This is a genomic window from Psychrobacter nivimaris (assembly GCF_009812035.1).
GTDB lineage: Bacteria > Pseudomonadota > Gammaproteobacteria > Pseudomonadales > Moraxellaceae > Psychrobacter > Psychrobacter nivimaris.
Genome location: NZ_VZIZ01000013.1, coordinates 32,015 through 55,000, shown reverse-complemented (window position 1 = coordinate 55,000; position 22,986 = coordinate 32,015). Strand labels below are relative to the sequence as shown.

Below are 22,986 nucleotides of genomic sequence, written 5' to 3'. Positions count from 1 at the left end.
CTCATATCAGTATTGCTGACCTTATATGGTACAATCTTCAGCTTCTTAAAAACGCCTTATTAAAAATGCTGCGAGCCCTTTATCATGGAAAGCCTAGTCACCCTTGTTCTGGTTCTAATGCCAATGTTTATTGGCTTTGCCATTCCGTCTAACCCTACCATGACAAAAGTGGCCGACAAAGGTCTATCATACTTAGTATTTATCATCCTAGCGCTGATCGGTATTGAGCTGTCTCAGGTAGAAGGTCTAGGTAATCAGCTGGGTGAAATTGCTCTATATGTCACCGTCCTATCAATATTAACAATTGGTACAGGATTGTTTGCGCTTATGCTGTTTGACCATCTGCGTCCATGGCATGCCAAAAAACCAAGCGTAAAATCTAAAGAGCATCGGGTGAGCATTCGAGGTAGCTTGGCGCAAGTGGTTTGTGTGGTGATCGGGATGGTGATTGGCTATTTCTTGCCTGCTGATTATATGCCGCCTGAAAACTCTATGACCGTCATGCTGATGATTTTGATATTACTGGTCGGTATAGGCTTAAAAGGCTCGGGCATCACCTTAAAAGAAGTATTACTTAATAAACGCGGCGTAGAAATGAGTGTCATCTTTACGCTAGCAGTATTGGCAGGCGGGCTTATTTTCGCGCTACTATTTACGGATGTCTCATGGACGAAAGGCTTAGCACTATCGTCAGGGTTTGGTTGGTACTCGCTATCAGCGATTGTCATGACCGATGCTTATGGCGCGGTTTGGGGTAGTGTCGCGTTGTTTAATGACTTGGTACGTGAGTTCTTTGCGTTAATCTTTATTCCAGTATTTATGCGCAAATACCCCTCCGCTGCGGTTGGGCTTGGCGGCGCGACCAGTTTAGATTTCACTTTGCCTATCATTCAGCAGTCAGGTGGTCTAAAAGTCGTGCCACTAGCGATTAGCTTTGGCTTTTTGATTAATATTGTCTCGCCAGTGCTGATGGTGTTCTTTTCGGCGCTTGGGTAGGCTATATTTTGTAGATCAGCTTATTCGTATTTGATATTACGATTATTTTATTACTAACCATCTGTTTAACTAGCTTATCAATGGTTTTAGGGTCTTCATTGCGTAAATGGTTTTTAAGATAGTTTGTTAAACTTGACTTTTTGGATGGTCGAGTACCTGCTGGTCTACTTTTTAGCTGTGCTATTGCACGTTGATATGTTGTAGCAGAGTCTTTGCTCTTCTTATTGTCATCTTGTGACACTTTACTCGAATTTCCTTTGATACTATCGAAAGGTGAGTAATAGATAGCTTTGTTATCCTGTTTTATTATGTCTTTCTTTTTGAGGTACGTTACAACTAAATCAATTTGATCCTGATTATTTGCTTGGCGATAACTTGCAAGTTTTTGCTTTATCACATTATTCAATCCATCAATTTCTTTTGCCTTGCTTCGTAAAACTTGATCAGTGACTAAATCTAATATTCCTTGACTGTCTACTTTATAACTTAGTTTTTCTTCATTTTCATCAAGTCTGATAAGTCCTGCTTTGATAAATTTTCCAAAAACCTGTTCAAAAATATAATCTTGCTCAGTACTATTAAATCTCTCTAGTACTGTTACTGGAACGTACTTCTTTATCGAGTACAATAGGTTGGATTTATAGCTCGGTAAAAAAACCTTACGATTGACAATGCTATCAAAAACCAATACATAACACTCATGTATAACCGATTTGGGAACGCTCTCTTCAAGGCTTTGCGCTAAATATTTCTTATTGTCCATGGCAACGCTAGTAACGTCATCACACAAAACATGATGACTGTCTTCAATGACAAGTTGGCTTTTTTTTATATCTGGTGCACTTTCTATGTTTGACTCGTAAGCCACTGTTAGCTGATTAGAATTTTCTAACCGCATGATGTTCATACCATCATAAGCACTATTGAGATGCTCAACCAAGATATCATAACCACTATCTCTTGCTAAAATACAAACATCAGCACTAGGATCAATTTCAGAGATTTTGCCAAGATAAAAAGACAAGTAAAAATCTAGCGCATTCTTCCCTGCATGTTGCATCCTAATAATGTGCACATTTTCATTATCAAACCTGAGCAAGTTTTCAACCAATTTAAGAGGTAAACTCTTCTGCTGATTGATACCCAAAAACAGCCATACATGGCATTCATCCACCTCTACATTATCGAAGCTTTTGGGCTGAATGTTCTCATAGTCGATTAAAATGTGTTTCATGAAAATATTCTTATTATTTAATTTAAATTATTATTCCTACACACCACTCGCCTGCTTAGCAAACAAACGCATTAATGGCTTGATTTTGCTAACTCGGTACATACCTTCATTACGTATCTGCTGCACAGGGCGCACTTGTGCAAGCGACCCTGCAAATAGCCAGTTAAGCGCAGAAAAGCTATGCATCATTAGGCTATTATGCGGACGGCGCGAACGCTCATAATGACGCAGCGTTTGATTGCTGCCCCACAGCGTGCCGCCACTACGGGTAAAGTCATGCGTTAGCTGTTCACATAATACTTGCACATCCAGCATGCCAAGGTTCAATCCTTGACCCGCCAGCGGATGCACGCCATGAGCAGCATCACCGATCAGCACCAAGTTATCCGCCACGTAGCTTTTCGCTTGCTGTGCCGCTAATGGAAAACTAGCGATAGACTCAATCTGATTAATCGCACCCAGCTCGTAATTGCTAGCAGCTGCTAACTTATCAGCGACAAATCGATCTTCTTCCTCTATCAGTGCTAATGCTTGATTGCGCGGCAATGTCCATACGATCGACTGCCAATGCTGCGGGTTTGTCTTATCAGCATCGGTTATATCTGCTAATGGCAATAGTGCCAGTGTACCCGTCGGTAGCATGGCTTGACGTGCTGTCGCTTGATGCGGTTTCTCAGTCTGAATCGCACAGCAAATCGCCGTTTGATTATAGTCAAACGTATCTACACCAATCCCTGCTTGCTGACGGACAAATGAACCGCGCCCATCAGCGCCAACTAATAGACGTGTATCAATCGCCTCGCCATTGTCTAGAGTTACACGGTAGCCTTGCTGCGCCCCTAGCCAATCCATATTGACAACTTTATGACCAGCGATAATGGTCAGATAGTCGCTGACATCCTCTTCATGCAAACGCTGCCATAAGGCGTGCTCAATGACAGCAGGCTCGACCATACTTCCTAATAATATAGGTTCATGAATTTTACTACTATTATCCTCGGCGCCAATATCTTCACTTTTGCCAAATAATAACTCACCCATCCCATTTAGCTGCCATACCTGCATTTGCGAGTAATCAGCCTTACGCTCAGAGGCAGCAATCTTTTGCCACGCGCCAATATCTTTAAGCAAATTAATACTAGCCATACTAAGTGCATAGACACGTGCATCACGTTTGCTAAGTTCATGTTGCCAAGCTGACTCATCACGCTCAGGACGGGCATCAATCAACGTCACCGGCATTTTATCTTGTGCCAGCTTTAGCGCAAGCGTTGCCCCAACGATACCGCTACCGATAATCAGCGTATGGTTGTTCTTCATAAGGTGTCTCTCAATATTGTTCAATATTAGAATGCTTATTATCAATCTTAATTACAGTTAGTTGATTCAGTTTAAAAGAGAGACAAGGCAACCGAGTGCAGATGTATAGGCAATATTTCAAGCGAGGTTAACGCTGTCACTCTTTTAAAGAAGATTAACTATAGCGCTATGATTTTAGACCCATCGCATAAGTGGCGACTAATGGCTTGATATTTGGCAATTTATCAAAGGCCAATAGCGCCATATTTCGTGCCAGTTTAATCGCTGGGTTAGGATGCGTGAAGCCGTGTACTACCGCATCACAAAAACGAATAACTCGCTTCTGGTCGGTTTGACGTGCTTTTTCATAACGCTTTAATAGCTGTGCATCACCGATATCTGCGCCTTTGAGCACTTGTGCATTTAGCATTTGTGCCAGCACATGCGCATCTCGCATACAGAGATTAAACCCTTGACCAGCGACAGGGTGTAAGGTGTGAGCAGCATTGCCCATAATGACGCAGCGCCCTTCTACCTGCTTATCTGCTAGTACGCGGGTCAATGGATAAGCGCCGCGGCGACCTGCAGTTGTAAACTTACCAGCGCGTTGACCGAAAGCTTGTTGTAGGGTCTGCAAGAAATGGGCGTCGTCTTCTAAGTATCTGGTTTCTTCACCTGTTGGGCATACCCACACCACAGAGCGCCTGTAACCTTGCTGATACTCATCGTTGCCATCGCCTTCTGGATCAGTCAGTGGGAGCACAGCAAGTGGGCCAGCTGGACTAAAACGCTCAATCGCTGCATGCTCGTGTGGCGTATCTGTCTCTACTACGCCGACGATGGCCGTTTGCTGATAGTCATACGTAGTTGTACTAATATCTAGCAGTTGGCGTACTGTAGAATCGCGCCCATCACAAGCGACCAATACGCTAGCTTGTAGCTGCTGCTCGTTTTCGACTTCATCATTGTAATTAAAGCTAAGCGTCACACTATCGGTCTGCTGCTGAACAGTTGTCACATTGGCATTATCTATCAAGGTAATTAGTGGCGCTTGCTGTGCGGCTAATAAAAGCTTACGACCCAGCCAAGCGTTTTCGATGACTTGCCCAAATGACTCGACCTTTTCCTCTGCTTTATTCAGTTGCGCACGCCCAAAACTGCCTTGCTCACTAATCTGTACGGTATCGATACGGCAGGCATGGCTTTGTAATTCATCCCACAGTCCAATCTCTTGATATATCTGTACCGTGCGCCGTGATAACGCTGTATTGCGACTATCTAAATAATGGCTGCGAGTACTGTCATCCGTTGGACTGATGGTTGGATAGCTGTTTTTTTCTAATAAGGTGCTCGCAATACCGTGATGAGCCAATAGCAATGCAAAGGACAAACCAACATGACCACCACCTGCGATAAGCACTTGCTGGTCAGTTATCGCTTCTTTCTTTTTAGAGATGCTGTCAAACTTTTTAGGTATGTTGTCAGCATTGGATAAATGTGAATCAGTATCTTGCATCGTTATTTTCCTATTATAATCTTTTGGACAAGCAATTTATTAGTGATAGATAGCCGCTCGTCACTGACTTTATTTTATAATTTTTATCATTTCACTACTGTTGTTAGATGGGTTGCAGCAACCTATGGTATCGCCCATAGATTACCACAAATTGTCTATTATGCCGTGGTCTTAACAGTAGACAAATCGTTTCTCCACTCTCATCGTAAACGAGGTTTATATTTATAAAACCCAAATATATTAATTTTATTAAAGCACTATCACATGATGGGTAGCGATGAATTATATAGAACTGATAGCAACATCGAATCGATCTATAGAAAATCGCTGTAGCAGTTGCAATCAGCATACAAAAACAGCGTTATCTATCTAATGTATGGCTTGAAATTTAAAAATTCTCTACCATAATGAAGGCAAGACTTTCATTACTTTTATTTACTACCTTCCACAAAAACAACAATAATAACGCCGTCATTTTTATCATCTACAATCTTTTTATCACCTAAACACTGTAATTCCACTAACTATTTTATCTCTGCAACCCGCCACGCAATTAAAACCAAATCATAGCGTCGGGTACACAATAAAAGGATAATCGCTTGACTGATTCCATGAGCCGCCGTATAAAGTTTGAATCATTGACCCCAGCACAGCTAAAAACCGTGCTTGGTGAATATAACAATCACATGAAATATATCCAAGAACGCCTCGATATTAAAATCATGCAGCGCCAAGGCGATTTTTGCCTGAGTGGCGATGTGACCAATGTCGAACGCGGTGAACGTATTATCTACAAAATGGTAGATGAAGCACAGAACACCAAAGACATCAGTGCAGAAGAGCTGCATCTTATCATCCAATCTAGCCTCTCTCGTGATGAAGACATCGAAGAAGACGAACAAGATCACGATGACATGGAATATGATGAAGATTTGGATGAGGCTAGCGAGTTTACGCCCATCAGTTTACGTACACGTAAAGGCCGCATCGTTCCGCGTGGTGGCAACCAACAGCGCTACGTAAAAAACGTCCTGAGCTCTGATGTATCGTTTGGTATTGGGCCAGCTGGTACGGGTAAAACGTATCTAGCAGTGGCATGTGCCGTCGATATGCTTGAGCGTAATGAGATTGAGCGTATTTTGCTAGTACGTCCAGCAGTAGAAGCTGGCGAAAAGTTGGGCTTCTTGCCAGGTGATTTGACCCAAAAAATCGATCCGTACTTACGCCCGCTATATGACGCACTCTATGAGATGATAGGCTTTGAAAAAGTCGGTAAAATGATTGAGCGTCAGATTATCGAAGTGGCACCGCTTGCTTATATGCGTGGTCGTACTTTGAATAACTCATTTGTCATTCTAGATGAAGCGCAAAATACCACGCCTGAACAGATGAAAATGTTTTTGACCCGTTTGGGCTTTGGCTCACGTGCCGTCATTACTGGTGACATTACTCAGGTCGATTTGCCACGTGGTCACAAATCAGGCTTGGCACAAGCAATGGATATTCTAAAGGATATCGAAGAGATTCATATCACAAAGTTTGATTCAAAAGACGTCGTACGACATCAATTGGTACAACAAATCGTTGAAGCCTATGATGTGTTTGATGAAGAACAAATGGCTTTAGAAGAAAAACGTAAGTTTGAACGTATTAAAGAACAAGAGCGTAGACAAGCTGTCGCTAATGCAGCAGCCAATCTGTAATAATCAAGCTAATCACTGAATTACAGTCATTTGCTATAAGCATTTATCTTGCATAAGAAAACCGGATTACTAAAAGTAGTCCGGTTTTTTCTTACTGACAGTTTATTGAATTTAGCTCTTTCGCTACTAGTCGCCCACCAGTAACTTAGCTATAGTAGCCTTTATACATTTTATACATTGGCCTCTATTTATTAGCCAACAATTTAGCGATGAGATAAACAGTGATTGAGCTGCTTTTATGGTAAAAAACTGGCAAATAAATCACCTAGACGATGCAGCATTAGAAACGCATTTATTTATAATAAAAAGGACAGCAATATGAGCCAACCTGACAATACTAATGTCGATGACAAGATCGCTAGCAACCATGCCAGCTTAGCAGCACTTGATATCAGTGCGACCGACAGTATTGATGATGAAATATTAGATACTTTTTATAATCGCGAGCATTTACTATCAGTCATGATGGCGACTTTAGATTATATAGATGGTCGTATTAATACTGGTCTGACCCTACCCTATTTTGCAGATATTGTTCCTGAGCTTTGGCAGGAAAAGTCTAAAACACTAGATATATATATCACTGATGAATTCGAAGGCCGTGCTTTAAATCTAGAAGCACGCGGCAAGGACTATGCGACCAATATTTTGTCTTATCCAAGCGAATTACCTGCAGCCGTCATTGAGCTGATGCCAACATTGCCTCTTGGAGAGCTGGTTATCTGTCATGAAGTGATGGTACGTGAAGCGGCTGAACAGGACAAAACAGTGGCGCAGCACATCAGCCATTTGCTAGTGCATGGCGTGCTACACCTACTAGGTTTTGATCATGAGCTCGGACAAGCTGAACAAGATGAGATGGAGTACTTTGAAATTGATATTTTGGCAGGCCTAAACCTACCAAATCCTTATATCTAAACTAGCACTGCTTCATTAAACAGTCTTCTAACTCTTAGACAGCTATCAATCAATCTTTAGATAATGGCAATTTTTGCGCTTGACCCATTTGGTTGATCATATGATCTAAGCCTTTAACATGGACACTGCGCTGCGGGAATGGAATCTCGATTTTCTCATCATCTAGAGCTTGCTTGAATTGCTCTAGTAGCTCGCATTGCATCGACCACCAGTCGGCATTGGTTGTCCAAACGTTTAGGGTAAGATCGACTGAATTATCGCCTAGATTGGTCACTCGTACGATAGGTTCAGGATCAGTAAAAGCCAATGGGTTATTTCTTGCCAGACTTAACATCACGTCTTTAGCCGTTTTGATATCAGCATCGTAGCCAATACCGACGGTGATATCGACGCGGCGATTGGGTAGCGCTGTATAATTAACCACAGGTGAAGTCGTGATATCGCTATTAGGAATGATGATATCATGATTGTTAATGGTCGTCAGATGGGTATTAACCAAAGTAATCTCAGTCACCGTACCTGTGTAGCTACTAATCTGTACGTAATCGCCGCGTACAAACGGGCGAAACGTCACAATCATAATACCAGCGGCAAAATTTGATAGCTGGTCTTTTAATGACAAACCAACGGCGACAGCGGCACCACCTAAGATCGCAACGACCGAAGTAGTCTGTACACCGACTTTGCTAAGTGCAGCTAAAATCACTACGACCAGTAGCACGCCATACAATAGACGACTTAAAAAACTAGCAACTGTCTCGTCCAGATGGCTACGCGTCATCAAGCGATCGGAAAAAGCGACTGCCTTTTTGGCAAGCCAACGTCCAACGATAAATATAAGTATTGCTAAAGCGACTTTAATGACCAACTCTAGGGCATTGCTCGTTAAGGTAGCGACATCGACGGTAAAACCTAAAAATTCCATACTGACTCTTTATTTTATAGCTGTGTGTTATGAACTTGGGTATCTGTAATGATAAAAAATGGTGCGTTAAGTGTTATTCTTAACAATTGTATTTTCGGTGATATTTTTTCAGCAACTTTATTTTCAGTAGCTTTTTTCTTAGTGCTTGTCTTCTTAGTGCATAAATACATTAACCTTAGTACGTTACTTCGACTGTATCACTATAGCGGTAAGTACGTATCAAGCGCAGCTCGACGATATCGCTCATATCTTCGGTGAATTTACCAAAGGGTGCAGCTTGTCGTACCGACTGCTTGGCCGCTTCATCCAATATCGTAGAGTTCGAGCTTTCAAGCAGTCGAATGGCTTTGATATTGCCGTCGTTACTGATGATAACCATTAGCCGTACTTCGCCCGTAATGCCTTGGGCACGCGCTTGCACGGGATAATGCAAGTTGCCCACTCGCTCGACATGCTCACGGAATGTATTGATATAGTCTGCTGCCGCACCCCGTGTGGTCGAATTACTATCCATCGTCACGACTTTGGATTTGGTTGCGTAGACCTGCTGACGCTGAGATAGCTGAGCTTCTAAGGTGGCAATCTGCTTACGTAGCCGCTCTTCTTGCGCCATTGCATCATCTTGCGCTTGCTCGCTGTCATTATCCGACTCTACAGTGGCCTGACGCCAACTTAACGTCGTACGCAGATAACTCTCTTGATAACGCTGCTGACGTACTTTACGCTGTAAATTAACGATATCTTGAGTCTCACTCATTTGCTCAGCAGACATTGCACTTAACTGATTGTTCTCTTGTCTGAGCTGCTCTTCTATTGTACCGCCGCCCTCTTGTGAAGCGTTGGCAATAAAGTGTGCATCTTCATTGGGCTTCATATTGTCGGTCAGCGCCTTTGCCACATCTTGCATCATAGCAGCTGGGTCTTTTCCCATAGAGAAGCTAATTCCGAAAATAATCAGCACATGAACAGCCACTGCAATAACAATAGCAACAGGCAAGCTTATATCGCGCTTGGGCGCTTGCGCGGAAAAATGATAGCTCTGTGAGTCTTTTATATAGGCCACAATGAATCTCAGCTTGTGAGCACATCAGTACAAAGCACTATTTAACAAGTGTTGTAACGATGGGCATGATTTATACTGGCGCTATCATAACATGACATAGAATTATGTCGCCAGTATAAGCACTGAGACGGCATTTTGACATTTGCCATACAGTATTGGTAACCTTATCCGCTGATTGAAAAACATGCATTTGAGAATATATAAGGCAGACGAAACACTGTCTATACCAAATGAATTGCTATAAAACGCATGTGTTCATTTTGAAGCCACTGTATTTGTTATATACTGCTTTAGCATAATAGCATTAGTAGCACGATACTTTGCAACAATCAGAACTGTGCATCGTGTTGATTAGGCACGGCAGATTATCAAGCAGCACAGTAAATGTAGATTCACTATGCACTAGTATCAGAGGTCAGTTTTTCGCTTTTGCTACCTATCAGTATAAAAATTACTAATGGTCGTAGATATTTAGAAATTATAGATGATTAGCTTTCGTTCAAATTAACGATAGCATGCAAAGTTTGTTTAGCCATTTTTACGTCACCGATTGAATGACGCGCCCTATAAGGATAATAAGTTTGAGTGACTTTGATAACGTGAATAATTCAGACAATTTTGATGAGTTCTTCGAGAGTATTGGCTATCGTTTTGACGAGTCATTCGGCAGTGGTTGGGAGCGTATCGCCCAATCGGTTAAAGATATCTATAATAAGACGACGGACAAGTTCGAAGATGAGTTGTCATTGCCAGTGGCACAGACTTACGTTAATGATGCACTACAAAAATTCGTCACCGACAATGTAAAAGCCATTTTAGAGCTACGTGTCGAGATGCATGAGGATTGGTTTCGTTTGTACTGCACTGTCAATGCAGGCGGCATCTATGCCGAGGTGGCAAGTAACTTTAGCTTAGTTCACGTCCAACTCGATCGCAATGTGCAACGCTTTGTATTTGGTCAGCAAACTTATACCGATATATTGAATCTGCGCTGCGAATCTTTCGTGAAACGTCAAGGCGTCAAACTGGCGATTTGGTTTTATCATAGCGTCCTCAAAAAAGACCCTTTAGGCTTTATTCTGTCGTACGTCAATATTGCTCGCGCAAAAGACGAAGTGATTTATCTCGATATCCATCGTTGGTTAAAAAACAACAAGAAAATCATGAGTACCTTGCATAAGGTACAGATAAATTATGGCGAGCTAGAAGAAGAGCAAATGATTTTGAAGGCTCAGATTAATTATCGTGATTTACTGGCGGCCAGCAGTAACGAAGATATCATCGGTGATGATGATGATCCTGAATTGATGCAAGGCCCTATTAACCCTGTAGACGATGCGACTGAACCAAGCCAAGAGTAAGTCGCTAATGTTTTATCCCATAAAAAAACGCTGCATCTTAAAGGTTATTGGCCTTATAGATACAGCGTTTTTTTATTAAAGTCGATAACTACCAGTAGTTCTCTACGGCAATATTACCCTCACCGCGACGATTCATCACCAGTCCCAATGTCTTTAATGCTTCTTTGGTATCTTCTACCATATCTGGATTACCGCATAGCATGACATGCGTACTATCAATATCTAATGCGATACCTGCGCGCGCTTGTAACGTACCCTCTAGCAGTAGCTTCGGCAAACGCTCTGACAACGCGCCTTCGACAGGCTCACGAGTGACGATTGGGATAAAGATAAGCTTTGCTGGATTATCAACCAGCATGCCGAAGTCTTCTTGTAGGCTTTCGATTTTCTCAACGTACGCAAGTTCATCGAGCGAGCGTGCGCTATAAGCCAATACAATGTGCTCGTAATCTTCCCATGTCTTTAAATCTTGTAGCATTGACAAAAACGGTGCTAAGCCAGTGCCTGTTGCTAGCAGCCATAAGTCTTTGGGCAATGGTTTTTGGTAACGTGCTAACGTCAAAAACCCAAATGGCATGGTATTAAGCAGTAGCTCATCACCCACTTGTAAATGCTGCAATTGCGAGGTAAATGCACCGTCAGGAATTACGATAGAGAAGAATTCTATCACCTCATCAAAGGGCGAAGAGACAATCGAATACGCGCGAAAGACATCTTCATCCAATGCGGTATCAGCAGTTTCATCACTTACCTCAGTCTGTTGATAATATTTTAATTGACTGGGATTGACGCCCAAGCGTACAAACTGCCCCGCTGTAAACTTAAAACTATCGGGACGGCTGACGGTAAAGCTAAATAAGTTCGGCGTCCATGTAGTTTTACTGAGCACCGTTACTGTTTGAATATTATCACTCATAATTATTCGTCACTTATACTTTATTAAACTGTATTTTTATAAGATACCTTTGATAGGCAAAAGAAAATAAATACCAAAAAGGTAAGCATAAAAAAAGATGCGCCAAGCTTATCATAAAGCTGGCGCATCTTGGTTTTTTAACCGTAACAACAGATAGATCGCAGCGACTTATCTGTTGTATTAACTCAGCGACATTACCAAATGCGAGCCAAACTTGCCCACTCAATCATACTATTTGGCAAGATACCAAAGAATAGAATAATCGCCGTCACAGCAATGACCATGATACCACCGGTACGAATACCCCATTGCCCAGACACGTCAAACTCGATGAACTGCTTAGGACGTTTGAACAGCGTGAGTAACACACGTAAGTAGTAGAATAGACCAATCGCACTGCCCAAGATAATCATCGCAGCCAAGAACCAGTTGGTGCCTTGTACCGCAGCTAAGATAGCAAATAGCTTAGTGATAAAGCCTGCCGTCAACGGAATACCAGCCAATGACAACATCATGATAGTCATGACAGCGGTCAATAATGGACGACGCCAGAATAGCCCTTGATAATGCGTCAACTCATCAGCTTCACCAGATAAGCGATACGGACTCGACATTAATGTCACGACACCAAAGGCACCGATAGAGGTAAAGGCATAAACCGCCATATACATACTAGAGATACTATCAGCGGCCGAGCCAATGCTGACAATCACGATCATCACATAACCCATATGGGCAATAGATGAGTAACCGAGTAGACGTTTGAGGCTGGTTTGACGTACTGCCAACAAGTTACCTACCAAGATAGATAATGTTGCCATAACCATCAATAGCATCTGCACTGATGGCAATGCCAGCAAAGCAGTATCGATTAAGAAACGCACGGCTAGTGCCATCATCGCCACTTTTGATACTGATGCTAAAAAGGTAGCGATAGGCGCTGGTGCACCTTCGTAAACATCTGGCGTCCACATATGGAAAGGAGCAGCTGAGAGTTTAAAGGCGATACCAAACATCATCATTGCCGCGCCCAGTATCAGTAGTGGCGACTCAAAGATATTGCCCAGCACCATGCTGATTGGCTTAAATGCTAGTGAGCCTACTTCTGCATAGATAAAGGCCATACCCATAAGCAATGTCGCTGATGCAGTCGCCGACAATACCAAATACTTCAATCCCGACTCAAGTGACTGGTTGCGCATATAAGTATAAGCAAGCAAACCATATAACGGTACTGATAGCATCTCTAGGCTCATAAAGAATGACGCCATATGCTGCGCGCTTACCATGAGTAATGCACCAATGGTCGATAGCAGCATGAGTAAATACAGCTCTTCTTTATTGTCTTTTAGGTTGGCCAGATACGCATAAGACAGCGTACAACAAGCCAAGGCACAGATAAAAATCACCACCATATTAAACTGAGCAAAGTTATCAATAACAAATAACTGCTCAGCATTTGGCGCGATAGATCCGCTGTCAATCACACCGATCATCTGACCGATCAGGGTAAATAGACCAATGTTCAAGCCTGCTACTGTAATCGTACCAGTGACCATGTGCGAGCGTTTAAAGGTAATCGCGATCATAACCGTCAGTACCGTAATCACTACGGCGATAATCGGCGCGTAAGGCAACAATCCTATCAAATCATTCATCGTAATATCATTCATGACTTAACGTGCCTCCATTACATCAAGCAGCTGCGATGCATCTACCTGTGTCACTTGACTGTATATATATGCGTTATTGATCCACTGCATAGCGTGACTTGAGGTATCAAGGAACGGCTGTGGGTACAGTCCGAGCCATACCAAACCAGCAGCTAATATCAGTAGTAATGACAGCTCGCGCTTGCCCAAATCTTTTAGTTTACGTGCAGGTAAGCCATGTGACTTAGTCTCTCGCTCTGCCAATGCAGCGATGTTGTTTTCACCAAATAACGCGCGATGAATCAAAATCAGTGAATAAAGACCTGCTAGTACTAAACTGAATGTTGCAAAAACAACGAATACTGGATACTGAGCAAATGAGCCGAATAAAATCATGAACTCGCCAATGAAGTTACCTGTGCCTGGAATACCAAGCAATGCTGCACAGAAGAACATCAGTATCGGTGCGTAGTAACGGAACTGTCCCCACATACCACCCATCAAGGTCAAATCACGCGTATGCAGACGCTCATATAGCTGTCCTGCCATGATGAATAGTGCGGCTGAACTCAAGCCATGAGCAAGCATCTGAATCATCAGACCTTGTAAGCTGAGTAATGTACCAGCATAGATTGCCAGTACCACAAAGCCCATATGCGAGATACTGGTATACGCTAGCAAACGCTTCATATCGGTCTGCATAAACGCAAGCCATGCACCGTAGAAGATACCAATCGTACCTAATGTTATCGCTATCGGCGCAAACTCTTGTGACGCTACTGGAAATAGCGGTAACACAAAACGAATCAAACCATAGGCGGCAGTCTTAATGAGCACACCTGCCAAATCCACCGAACCTGCCGTTGGTGCTTGCGCATGCGCATCTGGCAACCAGCCATGAAAAGGTACAATAGGCAACTTCACCGCAAAACCAATGAAGAAGCACAGCATGATGGGATATTCCCAGCCGCCAAGTGACGTACCGAGCAAGTCATTATAGTTAAAGCTGACCACCCCAGTTTGGGCGTAGCTGATAATGACCAATACCAAAATACCGATGAGCATGATAAGCCCAGACGCTTGGGTATAAATAAAGAACTTGGTGGCTGCGTACTCTTTGGTTTTGCCTACCACGTCATGACCCCAGATAGCGATCAAGAAGTAGATAGGAACCAGCATCATCTCCCAAAAGAAGAAGAATAAGAATAAGTCAATGGCCAAGAAAACACCGATGACGCCGCCCAAACTCCATAGCAAGTTTAAATGGAAGAAACCAACACGGCGCTGAATCTCATTCCACGAACAAGCAACGGCTGCCACACCAAGCAACCCTGTTAGGGCCACCATCATCAATGACAAACCATCTAGCGCTAAGTGAAAGCTAATACCAAAACTTGGTATCCATGGCACACTGAACTCCGCGACCCAAGGCACGGTAGCATCTGGTGCAATGACCTGCTTACTCATACCGCTAAAATCGCCCTGCTGCCAAAGTACCAATGACAACACAAAGGTCAACGTCATACCGATCAAGGCAATCCAGCGCGGCAGACGTTTATTAAATCGCTCTACCAACCAGCATAGCAATCCTGCAATAAAAGGAATTGCGATTAATGCTGGTAGCATCCACGTTTGTTGTAACTCAATCATCTTTTACACCACCGTCATCATTACCAGCACCAGCAATACAGCCATACCCAAGCCAAAGCTTGTGGCATAACCTCGAAGAGACCCTGTTTGCGTCGCAGACAATACTTTATTACCTGCTGAGGCCAGCTTAGGTAACAGCAACCACGTTTTATCGATAGGGTCGGCTTTTAATAAGCGGCCGATGAATAAAAAGGGTTTTACAAAAATTACATCATATAGCGCGTCGAAACCTAGGCCATGGTAGCACCAGTGGTATAGTGCCCCACCAATACGTGAGCGCTTAAAGCTAGTGAGCATGCGACCTTTATTGACCACATATAACAGTGCTGCCAATATCAAACCTGCTGCCATGGCACCCATCGCGATATACTCTGCGGTGTGTTTAGCATGCGCTTGACCTGCGACTTCTAATAGATGACCAACGCTCTCTGGCAATACCCCATCTAATGGTGGCGTAATCCAAGCACCAACGGCTGTAGATAACACTAGCAATACGGTTAAAGGTAACCAGTACGACACCCCTGATAGCTTATGGGCATGGGTTTTCTCTTCACCAAAGAATATGATCCAAATCATACGGAACGTATAAATCGCGGTTAAGAATGCACCGAATACACCCATGTAGAATAGTACTAAGTGACCTGTGGCATAAGTTTCCCAAAGAATCGCTTCTTTAGAATAGAAACCAACGGTAACCCAAGGTATGGCAGCGAGTGCACCGCCACCGACGATATAACACCAAAATACCAATGGTATCTTTTTGCGCAGACCGCCCATCTTAAAGATGTCTTGCTCGTGATGTACCGCAAGGATGACCGCACCGGATGATAAGAATAGCAATGCTTTAAAGAAAGCATGGGTCATCAGATGGAAGATAGCCCCTTGCCACGCGCCCACGCCAAGTGCTAAGAACATATAGCCAATTTGACTCATGGTCGAATACGCAAGAATACGTTTGATGTCTGTTTGCGCGAGCGCACAGAATCCAGCAACGACCAATGTCAACGCCCCTACGCCGCCAACCCAATACAACAGAATACCTGGAGTCAGCTCAAACAAAGGATGTAAACGAGCAATCAGATAAACACCTGCTGTCACCATCGTTGCAGCGTGAATCAATGCCGATACTGGTGTCGGGCCTGCCATCGCATCAGCAAGCCATGTATGTAGTGGCAACTGCGCTGACTTACCCATCGCGCCGCCGACCAACATCATCGTGGTCAGCATCATCGTTGGGTTATTGATATCGAATACTTCTGGTGCGCGCGTAATAATCTCTTGAATATTAAGCGTACCGAATTCGCGGAATAATAAAAACAAACCGAAGGCTAAGAACACATCACCGACACGCGTGACGGTAAAGGCTTTCATCGCGGCACGGCCGTTGGCTCTATCATGGTAATAATAACCAATCAATAGGTACGAACAGATACCCACGCCTTCCCAACCGAGATATAGCAAGAACAGATCATCTGCGAGTACCAGTAACAACATACTGGCCACGAACAAGTTCATATAGCTAAAGAAACGAGCAAAGCCAGTGTCGCCTTTCATATACCAAGAGGCAAACAGATGAATTAAAAAGCCAATCCCAGTGATAACACCTGTCATGGTCAATGCAAGACCATCAAAGCTCAAACCGAAATGTGGCGCAAAATCGCCAACTTGGAACCACGTCCATAGCGGAACTTCAATTACCGTTCCAGTTGGATTGGTGGTCAAAAAGGTATAGCTAACCACTAGCGTGCATAGTGCTGATAACAGCATGCTACCCACGCCAACAATCGCTGCGACCATCTCTGATAATTTGTCGCGCATAAAGGCTAAAATCAAAAAGCCAATGAGCGGGAATATAAAGGTTAATGGTAATAAACTCATGACATCATCCTTTCATCTCATTGGCGCTATCGACATCGAGATGCCCACGCTGATGATAAAAACGCAATAATATTGCCAGACCAATTGACGCTTCAGCCGCAGCCAAGGTCAAAATAAAGATAAACATAATCTGTCCGTCTGGATCGACCCAGCGACTACCTGCCACGACAAATGCCAATGCTGCCGCATTCATCATGATCTCAAGACTCATTAGCATAAATAGGAAGTTACGTCGTACCATGACGCCGCACAGACCGATGGCAAATAAAATGCCTGCCAAAATCAGTCCATGGCTCATGGGTATCATACCCAGTACATTTTGCGCCTCAGCAACTGGCTGTACTAAGCCTGCCACCTCGTGGGCAAACGGCACGTTTGACACATCTTGTGCCACGCTTGCTGCTAGTACCATTAGTCTGACTCCTTGCGCGTAACTTTATTCGCACCTGCTTTCGTGCCAACCTTCATACCTACATAGTCATGCGGGTCAACATCTTTATATTCGTAAGGCTTAGCCATTTCTACGCCATCATGCTGTGTAAGCGTACTATCATTGTCGTATTGTTTGATACTACCTACGCTTGGCTTGAAATTTTGGCTATCGTTACCGATGACCTCATCGTCGACTGTCTCTTTACCTAAATGATAAGCGGCGACCAAGGCTGCCAATAATAGCAATGCTGCTACTTCAACCAGCATAATGTATTTGGTAAATAACACTGTACCGACTGCTTTGGCAGAGATAGTCGTGCCACCCATCATGACAGCTTCATCGTGATTAAGACCAATCATTGCATAGAGCACAACGGCAATGATTATCGTCAATCCTGTCGGTATCGCCCAAGTACCAGCATCGAGCCAACGCTCTTCGCGCTCATCATTGCTCATGCCCAAATTAAGCATCATGATAACGAAAACAAATAGCACCATAATGGCACCAGCATAAACAACAATCTCTAGCGCACCCGCAAACGGCGCACCTAATACAAAAAATATCCCAGCAATTGCCAACAACGACACAATCATCGATAAAATAGCATGCACTGGATTGGCCTGAGTCACTACGCGCAGACTGGCAAATATCGCCACGGCCGCAAGCGAATAAAACCCAGCCAGTTCAGGATGGTTCAAAATATTCATCATGGTAGCAAGCTCCTTAGATCAATCGGTGCAGACTCATTTTGTGCTGCGCCTTTTGGTTTATCTGCTACCGCCATACCTGTCACACGATAATAGTTATAATCAGGGTATTTACCTGGTCCTGAAATGAGCAAATGCTCTTTTTCGTAGACCAAATCTTGGCGCTTATATTCACCCAGCTCAAAATCTGGGGTCATTTGAATCGCTGTCGTTGGACAGGCTTCTTCACACAATCCACAAAAAATACAGCGTGAGAAGTTAATACGGAAAAACTCTGGATACCAGCGTCCATCTTCACGCTCGGCTTTTTGTAATGAGATACACCCTACCGGACATGCCACCGCACACAAGTTACAAGCGACACAGCGCTCGTCTCCATCAGGATCACGCGTTAGGACAATACGTCCACGAAAACGCGGCGGTACAGGTACCGGCTCTTCAGGATAAAGGATGGTGTCACGCGGTCTGAGCGCATGACTATTGACCATCCACATGCTGCGGACAATGGTAAATATACCAATGACGGTCTTTTTTATGGTAGTAAACATGGGATTATTATCCTTATCAGCTTTACCCTAGTTCATCAGTAATGGCTAGTGATGGCTACTAGTAATGACTATAACGTTGGGGAAAAGATCAAAATGACCGCAGCAGTAATCAATAGATTGATTAAGGTTACGGGCAGACATACTTTCCAGCCAAAGTTCATCACCTGATCATAACGCGGACGCATGAGTGAGCCTCGAGCCAAAACAAACATGGTCATAAAGAACAGCGTTTTAATCATGAACCAAAAAGCTGGTGGAATAAATGGAATATCTAAATTGAACGGCGCAAGCCAACCGCCAAAGAACAAGCAAGTCATCAAGGCAGAAATTAAGACAACATTGACATACTCACCAATGAAGAACATACCGAACTTCATGCCAGAATATTCGACATGATAACCTTCGGCTAGCTCTTGCTCTGCTTCTGGTTGGTCAAATGGATGTCTATGCGTCACGGCCACACCAGCCACCACAAAGGTCAAAAATCCGAAGAACTGCGGAATGATATACCAGCCGTCCGCTTGCGCTTCAACAATGGCACGTAGGTTAAATGAACCTGTTAGCGCAACAACGCCCATCAACGACAAACCCAAAAACACTTCGTAACTGATCGTCTGTGCAGCTGAGCGCAAACCACCGAGTAGCGAGAATTTGTTGGCAGAGGCCCAACCGCCGAACATCACCGCATAGACAGCAATACCCGCCATGGCAAAGAAAAACAGAATACCAATATCCCAATCAACGACGCCAAGCGTTGGCGAGATAGGAATAATGGCAAATGAAGCCAAGGCAGTAAACATTGCGACTGCAGGTGCCAAGGTGAACATAAACTTATCGGTAAAGTTCGGTGTCCAATCTTCCTTAAAGAAGATTTTGAGCATATCGGCGACTAACTGCAACGAACCAAAAGGCCCAACACGGTTTGGACCATAACGATCTTGCCATAAGGCCAACATACGGCGCTCATAGATAATCATCATCGCGGCAACCAATACCACGACCAAAAAGATAACTAGCGATTGACCCACCAAAAACAGGATAGACCAAGTATCAAAACTCATGCTATTGGCCAAAAAGCTTGGCACATCAGGGATAATACGGGTAACTTGCATATTACACCTCCTGTGTGATGGTCGGCGCTGCGTTAATTTGCGCTGTATCGTTATTGTTCATCATGTCGTTAGCCATGCTACCCATCATCGTTACTGGTGCATCTACTTTACGCACCGATGCTGGCATTGATGGGTGAATGATACTCACCTGTCCAACTGGGTAACCGATACAGCCTTCTGCCAAATAACCGACCAGCTGTACTGGCAAGGTGATTTGTTGCTTATCGATTTCTATCGCCAAGTAATCACCAGCCACAATATTCCAGTCTTTGGCATCATCTATACCGATACGCCATGCAGCAACGGGTAGTTGCTCTGCGACGATTGGGCTGCGTGATGCCATCATTGAGCTGGCATAGATATTATGAATCGGTACCAGTTTCGCTTGGCCTTGCTGCAAGTCAGTTGTATTCGAAGACATCGCTTCTGGCGCCACATATTGACGAGTGGCTAGGCGCTCTAGCTGATCGAACAAACGCACACCTGGATCACCATTTTTCAGATGACCACCGACTTTGTCTTGATATTTGTTCCACGCTTGCGGTGAGTTCCAACCTGCTGCATTGGCAAAAGGAATCATCGAGCTTGGCGTTTCTTTACCGCTATAACCTTCCATTGAGAAAGTCAGACCAGTGTCCAAATCTTTTGGCTGCATTGGCTCGTGCACTGAGATTGGCGCACGCATAGCAGTACGACCTGAATAACGACGCGGTTGACGCGCGATTTTCAGACCCGTTATACGGTAGTCAGCATCAGGCGCAGCGCCTTTGATACCCGCAAGTTTAGGATGGGTTACGATCAACGCATTAATGACATCATCTAGCTGCGTCCAATCAACATCACGACCTTCAATGCTGCTATGCACAGCATGTATCCAGCGCCAACCTTCTTTAATACTGCTCATCGGATGGTAGTATTCGTTATCGTAAACTTGGAAGAAACGCTGCGCACGGCCTTCAGCTGATATCAATGTACCATCTGCTTCTGCAAAGCTAGCCGCTGGCAATACAATATCGACGTCTTTATGCCAATCAAGGAGCTGATGATCTAACGCGATGACCGTTTTATCAGTCAGTAGCTGCGTCAATTTATTGGCATCAATCGCATCAGTCAACTGATTTTCTGCTACCACAACCACGTCATAATCGGTGGCGAGTAGCTCTTCAACTGAGTGACCGCCAAGCATACAGACACCCATGCTATTGGCATCAGGAACCGTTAGATAGATGCCTGCTTGTGCTTGGTATTCGGCATTAACTTCTTTCAGCTCAAGGTTTTCAGCAGGTTCGCGCTCTATATCGTCCTGTACTTCTGTATCTACACCCGTTTCAGGCTTGTTCGGTTTGGCTGATAGCTCTTTATCTTCTTCAGGCTGATCATTAGCAGACTGGGCTTTGACTTTGGCATTATGAGCGTCAACTTGCTGCTGCTCAGTGGACTTTATCGCCTCACGTTTTCGGGTCAACGCTTGGGTAATCTGTGCCGCTGCTTCTATCAATGCGGTAGACGACAGGCTACTACCTGACACAACCAATGGCTTATCGGCTTGGATCAAGTCATAAGCGATTTGCTGAGCTAAGGCTTGCATACCATCAGTATCAGTATCAGTGTCTTGCTCAGCCGCTTGCGGATCTGCTATATCTGCTAAATCATCAGCGAAATTAGCAATCTCATCAGCAACCTTGAAGCCAAGCTTAGTGATGTCTTCAGGGGTCGCCACTACGCTCACTTTACTGATATCTTCTAGCTTAGTTTGCGTTACATCGATGACATAGACTGGGCTTAGCGCATCTTGAGCAATACGCTTAACAGGTTCAGCAAGCCACGGTTGCGTTTGCAGCGCCGCTGCCATTTTCAAGCCTTCATTTTTTGCCGCTTGACGTACTGACAGCGCGACACGTGATGAAGTTTGAGTGATATCTTCACCCAATACCAACACTGCATCATGCGTTTCGATATCGGTCATGCTAGGGTTATAAATGCCTTCAGTGCTAAGCACTTCGATGCATTTATTGACCAGTGCTTGCTGCTGATGATTCAGACCTGTTGAAAAGTTATCAAAGCCAACGAGATTTTTTAGCGCAAAGTTAGTCTCTAAACTGGCACGTGGTGAGCCAATCCCGATAACTTTTTTATCTTTGATACGTTTGATGGTTTCATCTAATGCATAATCAATATTGATTTTGACATGCTTATCATTGATACGTTCAAGCGCTTGGGTTGGACGATCATCACGATTGACATAGCCATAACCAAAGCGACCACGGTCACATAAGAAATAGCGGTTTACTTCGCCGTTATAGCGGTTTTCGATACGGCGCAATTCACCATATCGCTCGCCCGGTGAGATATTACAACCAGCTGAGCAACCATGACAGATGCTTGGCGCATACTGCATGTCCCATTTACGGTTGTAGCGCTCAGAGTGGGTTTTATCAGTAAACACACCCGTTGGACAGACTTCGGTTAAGTTGCCTGAAAACTCGCTTTCAAACTGACCATCTTTATCACGGCCAAAGTAAACACGATTATTTGAGCCATAAACGCCCAAATCTTCACCACCCGCATAGTCTTTATAAAAACGTACACAGCGATAGCAAGAGATACAACGGTTCATCTCATGCGCGATGAATGGCCCAAGCTCTTGGTTATGATGCGTGCGTTTGGTAAAGCGATAGCGACGACGGCTATGACCTGACATATACGTCATGTCCTGCAAATGACAATGTCCGCCTTCTTCACAAGTTGGACAGTCATGTGGATGGTTGGTCATGAGTAGCTCAACCATCGACTTGCGGAATGCTTTGGCTTCATCGTCAGTGACCGAGATGTACATATCATCGCCAGGAGCGACCATACAAGACATCACAAGGCGACCGCGACCCGCTTCCATATCTTCTTTATTTTGGAATTGCTTGACCGCGCACTGACGGCACGAGCCTACTGAGCCAAGGGCTGGATGATAACAAAAATACGGCACATCAATGCCGAGTGATAAGCAGGCTTGTAGCAAGTTATCTGCGCTATCTACTTCGACAGTGGTTCCATCAATATGTATGACTGCCATGCCGCTCT

The 22,986-nt window shown here is 44.0% G+C and carries 18 protein-coding genes; 4 read left to right on the top strand and 14 right to left on the bottom strand.

The window, feature by feature from the left end; genetic code table 11:
- Window positions 1-84: 84 nt before the first annotated feature.
- Window positions 85-996: a LysO family transporter gene (locus FQV37_RS05320; RefSeq protein ID WP_160021578.1), complete on the top strand. Its 912-nt coding sequence runs from the start codon at window positions 85-87 to the stop codon at window positions 994-996.
- Window position 997: 1 nt separating this feature from the next.
- On the opposite strand, the gene FQV37_RS05315 is transcribed toward FQV37_RS05320, so the two are convergent.
- From FQV37_RS05315 to FQV37_RS05305, 3 genes are all read right to left on the bottom strand, one after another.
- The gene (locus FQV37_RS05315) at window positions 998-2,230 is read right to left on the bottom strand and encodes a PIN domain-containing protein (protein WP_160021577.1); all 1,233 of its coding nucleotides are present in this window, start codon (window positions 2,228-2,230) and stop codon (window positions 998-1,000) included.
- 36 nt (window positions 2,231-2,266) lie between these two features.
- On the bottom strand, window positions 2,267-3,550 hold the full coding sequence (locus FQV37_RS05310) for an FAD-dependent monooxygenase (RefSeq protein WP_160021576.1): 1,284 nt from the start codon (window positions 3,548-3,550) through the stop codon (window positions 2,267-2,269).
- A gap of 166 nt (window positions 3,551-3,716) precedes the next feature.
- Window positions 3,717-5,045, bottom strand: a complete 1,329-nt coding sequence (locus tag FQV37_RS05305; RefSeq protein WP_160021575.1) for a UbiH/UbiF/VisC/COQ6 family ubiquinone biosynthesis hydroxylase — start codon at window positions 5,043-5,045, stop codon at window positions 3,717-3,719.
- 599 nt (window positions 5,046-5,644) lie between these two features.
- On the opposite strand from FQV37_RS05305, the gene FQV37_RS05300 reads away from it, so the two are divergent.
- A complete protein-coding gene (locus FQV37_RS05300; protein WP_179798643.1) occupies window positions 5,645-6,748 on the top strand; it encodes a PhoH family protein in 1,104 nt (367 codons plus the stop codon).
- Between the two features lie 318 nt (window positions 6,749-7,066).
- On the top strand, window positions 7,067-7,666 hold the full coding sequence (gene ybeY / locus FQV37_RS05295; RefSeq protein ID WP_102092964.1) for an rRNA maturation RNase YbeY: 600 nt from the start codon (window positions 7,067-7,069) through the stop codon (window positions 7,664-7,666).
- 49 nt (window positions 7,667-7,715) lie between these two features.
- Here ybeY and FQV37_RS05290 read toward each other — a convergent pair whose 3' ends face one another.
- The gene (locus tag FQV37_RS05290) at window positions 7,716-8,591 is read right to left on the bottom strand and encodes a mechanosensitive ion channel family protein (protein ID WP_102092965.1); all 876 of its coding nucleotides are present in this window, start codon (window positions 8,589-8,591) and stop codon (window positions 7,716-7,718) included.
- Window positions 8,592-8,766: 175 nt separating this feature from the next.
- Window positions 8,767-9,654, bottom strand: a complete 888-nt coding sequence (locus tag FQV37_RS05285; RefSeq protein ID WP_102092966.1) for a TonB family protein — start codon at window positions 9,652-9,654, stop codon at window positions 8,767-8,769.
- Between the two features lie 581 nt (window positions 9,655-10,235).
- On the opposite strand from FQV37_RS05285, the gene FQV37_RS05280 reads away from it, so the two are divergent.
- A complete protein-coding gene (locus FQV37_RS05280) occupies window positions 10,236-11,015 on the top strand; it encodes a hypothetical protein (protein ID WP_224737876.1) in 780 nt (259 codons plus the stop codon).
- Window positions 11,016-11,103: 88 nt separating this feature from the next.
- On the opposite strand, the gene FQV37_RS05275 is transcribed toward FQV37_RS05280, so the two are convergent.
- The 9 genes from FQV37_RS05275 to nuoG all read right to left on the bottom strand — a co-directional run bounded on the left by FQV37_RS05275 (window position 11,104) and on the right by nuoG (window position 22,978).
- The gene (locus FQV37_RS05275; protein WP_160021574.1) at window positions 11,104-11,931 is read right to left on the bottom strand and encodes a ferredoxin--NADP reductase; all 828 of its coding nucleotides are present in this window, start codon (window positions 11,929-11,931) and stop codon (window positions 11,104-11,106) included.
- Between the two features lie 194 nt (window positions 11,932-12,125).
- Entirely contained in the window at window positions 12,126-13,604 is a 1,479-nt protein-coding gene (locus FQV37_RS05270; protein ID WP_160021573.1) for an NADH-quinone oxidoreductase subunit N, read from the bottom strand.
- Between the two features lie 3 nt (window positions 13,605-13,607).
- A complete protein-coding gene (gene nuoM, locus FQV37_RS05265) occupies window positions 13,608-15,233 on the bottom strand; it encodes an NADH-quinone oxidoreductase subunit M (protein ID WP_160021572.1) in 1,626 nt (541 codons plus the stop codon).
- Window positions 15,234-15,236: 3 nt separating this feature from the next.
- Complete coding sequence (gene nuoL, locus FQV37_RS05260; protein ID WP_160021571.1) at window positions 15,237-17,111, bottom strand: NADH-quinone oxidoreductase subunit L; 1,875 nt, start codon at window positions 17,109-17,111, stop codon at window positions 15,237-15,239.
- 4 nt (window positions 17,112-17,115) lie between these two features.
- Window positions 17,116-17,424 carry an NADH-quinone oxidoreductase subunit NuoK gene (gene nuoK / locus FQV37_RS05255; RefSeq protein ID WP_025653102.1) on the bottom strand — a complete coding sequence of 103 codons (309 nt, stop codon included), beginning with the start codon at window positions 17,422-17,424 and terminating at the stop codon, window positions 17,116-17,118.
- Window positions 17,425-17,522: 98 nt separating this feature from the next.
- Window positions 17,523-18,254: an NADH-quinone oxidoreductase subunit J gene (nuoJ, locus tag FQV37_RS05250; protein ID WP_160021570.1), complete on the bottom strand. Its 732-nt coding sequence runs from the start codon at window positions 18,252-18,254 to the stop codon at window positions 17,523-17,525.
- Window positions 18,251-18,799, bottom strand: coding sequence for an NADH-quinone oxidoreductase subunit NuoI (gene nuoI, locus FQV37_RS05245; protein WP_010198902.1), 549 nt, complete (start codon window positions 18,797-18,799; stop codon window positions 18,251-18,253). Before nuoI ends, nuoJ begins: the two co-directional genes overlap by 4 nt.
- Window positions 18,800-18,867: 68 nt before the next feature.
- A complete protein-coding gene (nuoH, locus tag FQV37_RS05240; protein WP_179798733.1) occupies window positions 18,868-19,860 on the bottom strand; it encodes an NADH-quinone oxidoreductase subunit NuoH in 993 nt (330 codons plus the stop codon).
- Between the two features lie 52 nt (window positions 19,861-19,912).
- A complete protein-coding gene (gene nuoG, locus FQV37_RS05235; RefSeq protein ID WP_160021569.1) occupies window positions 19,913-22,978 on the bottom strand; it encodes an NADH-quinone oxidoreductase subunit NuoG in 3,066 nt (1,021 codons plus the stop codon).
- Window positions 22,979-22,986: the final 8 nt, after the last annotated feature.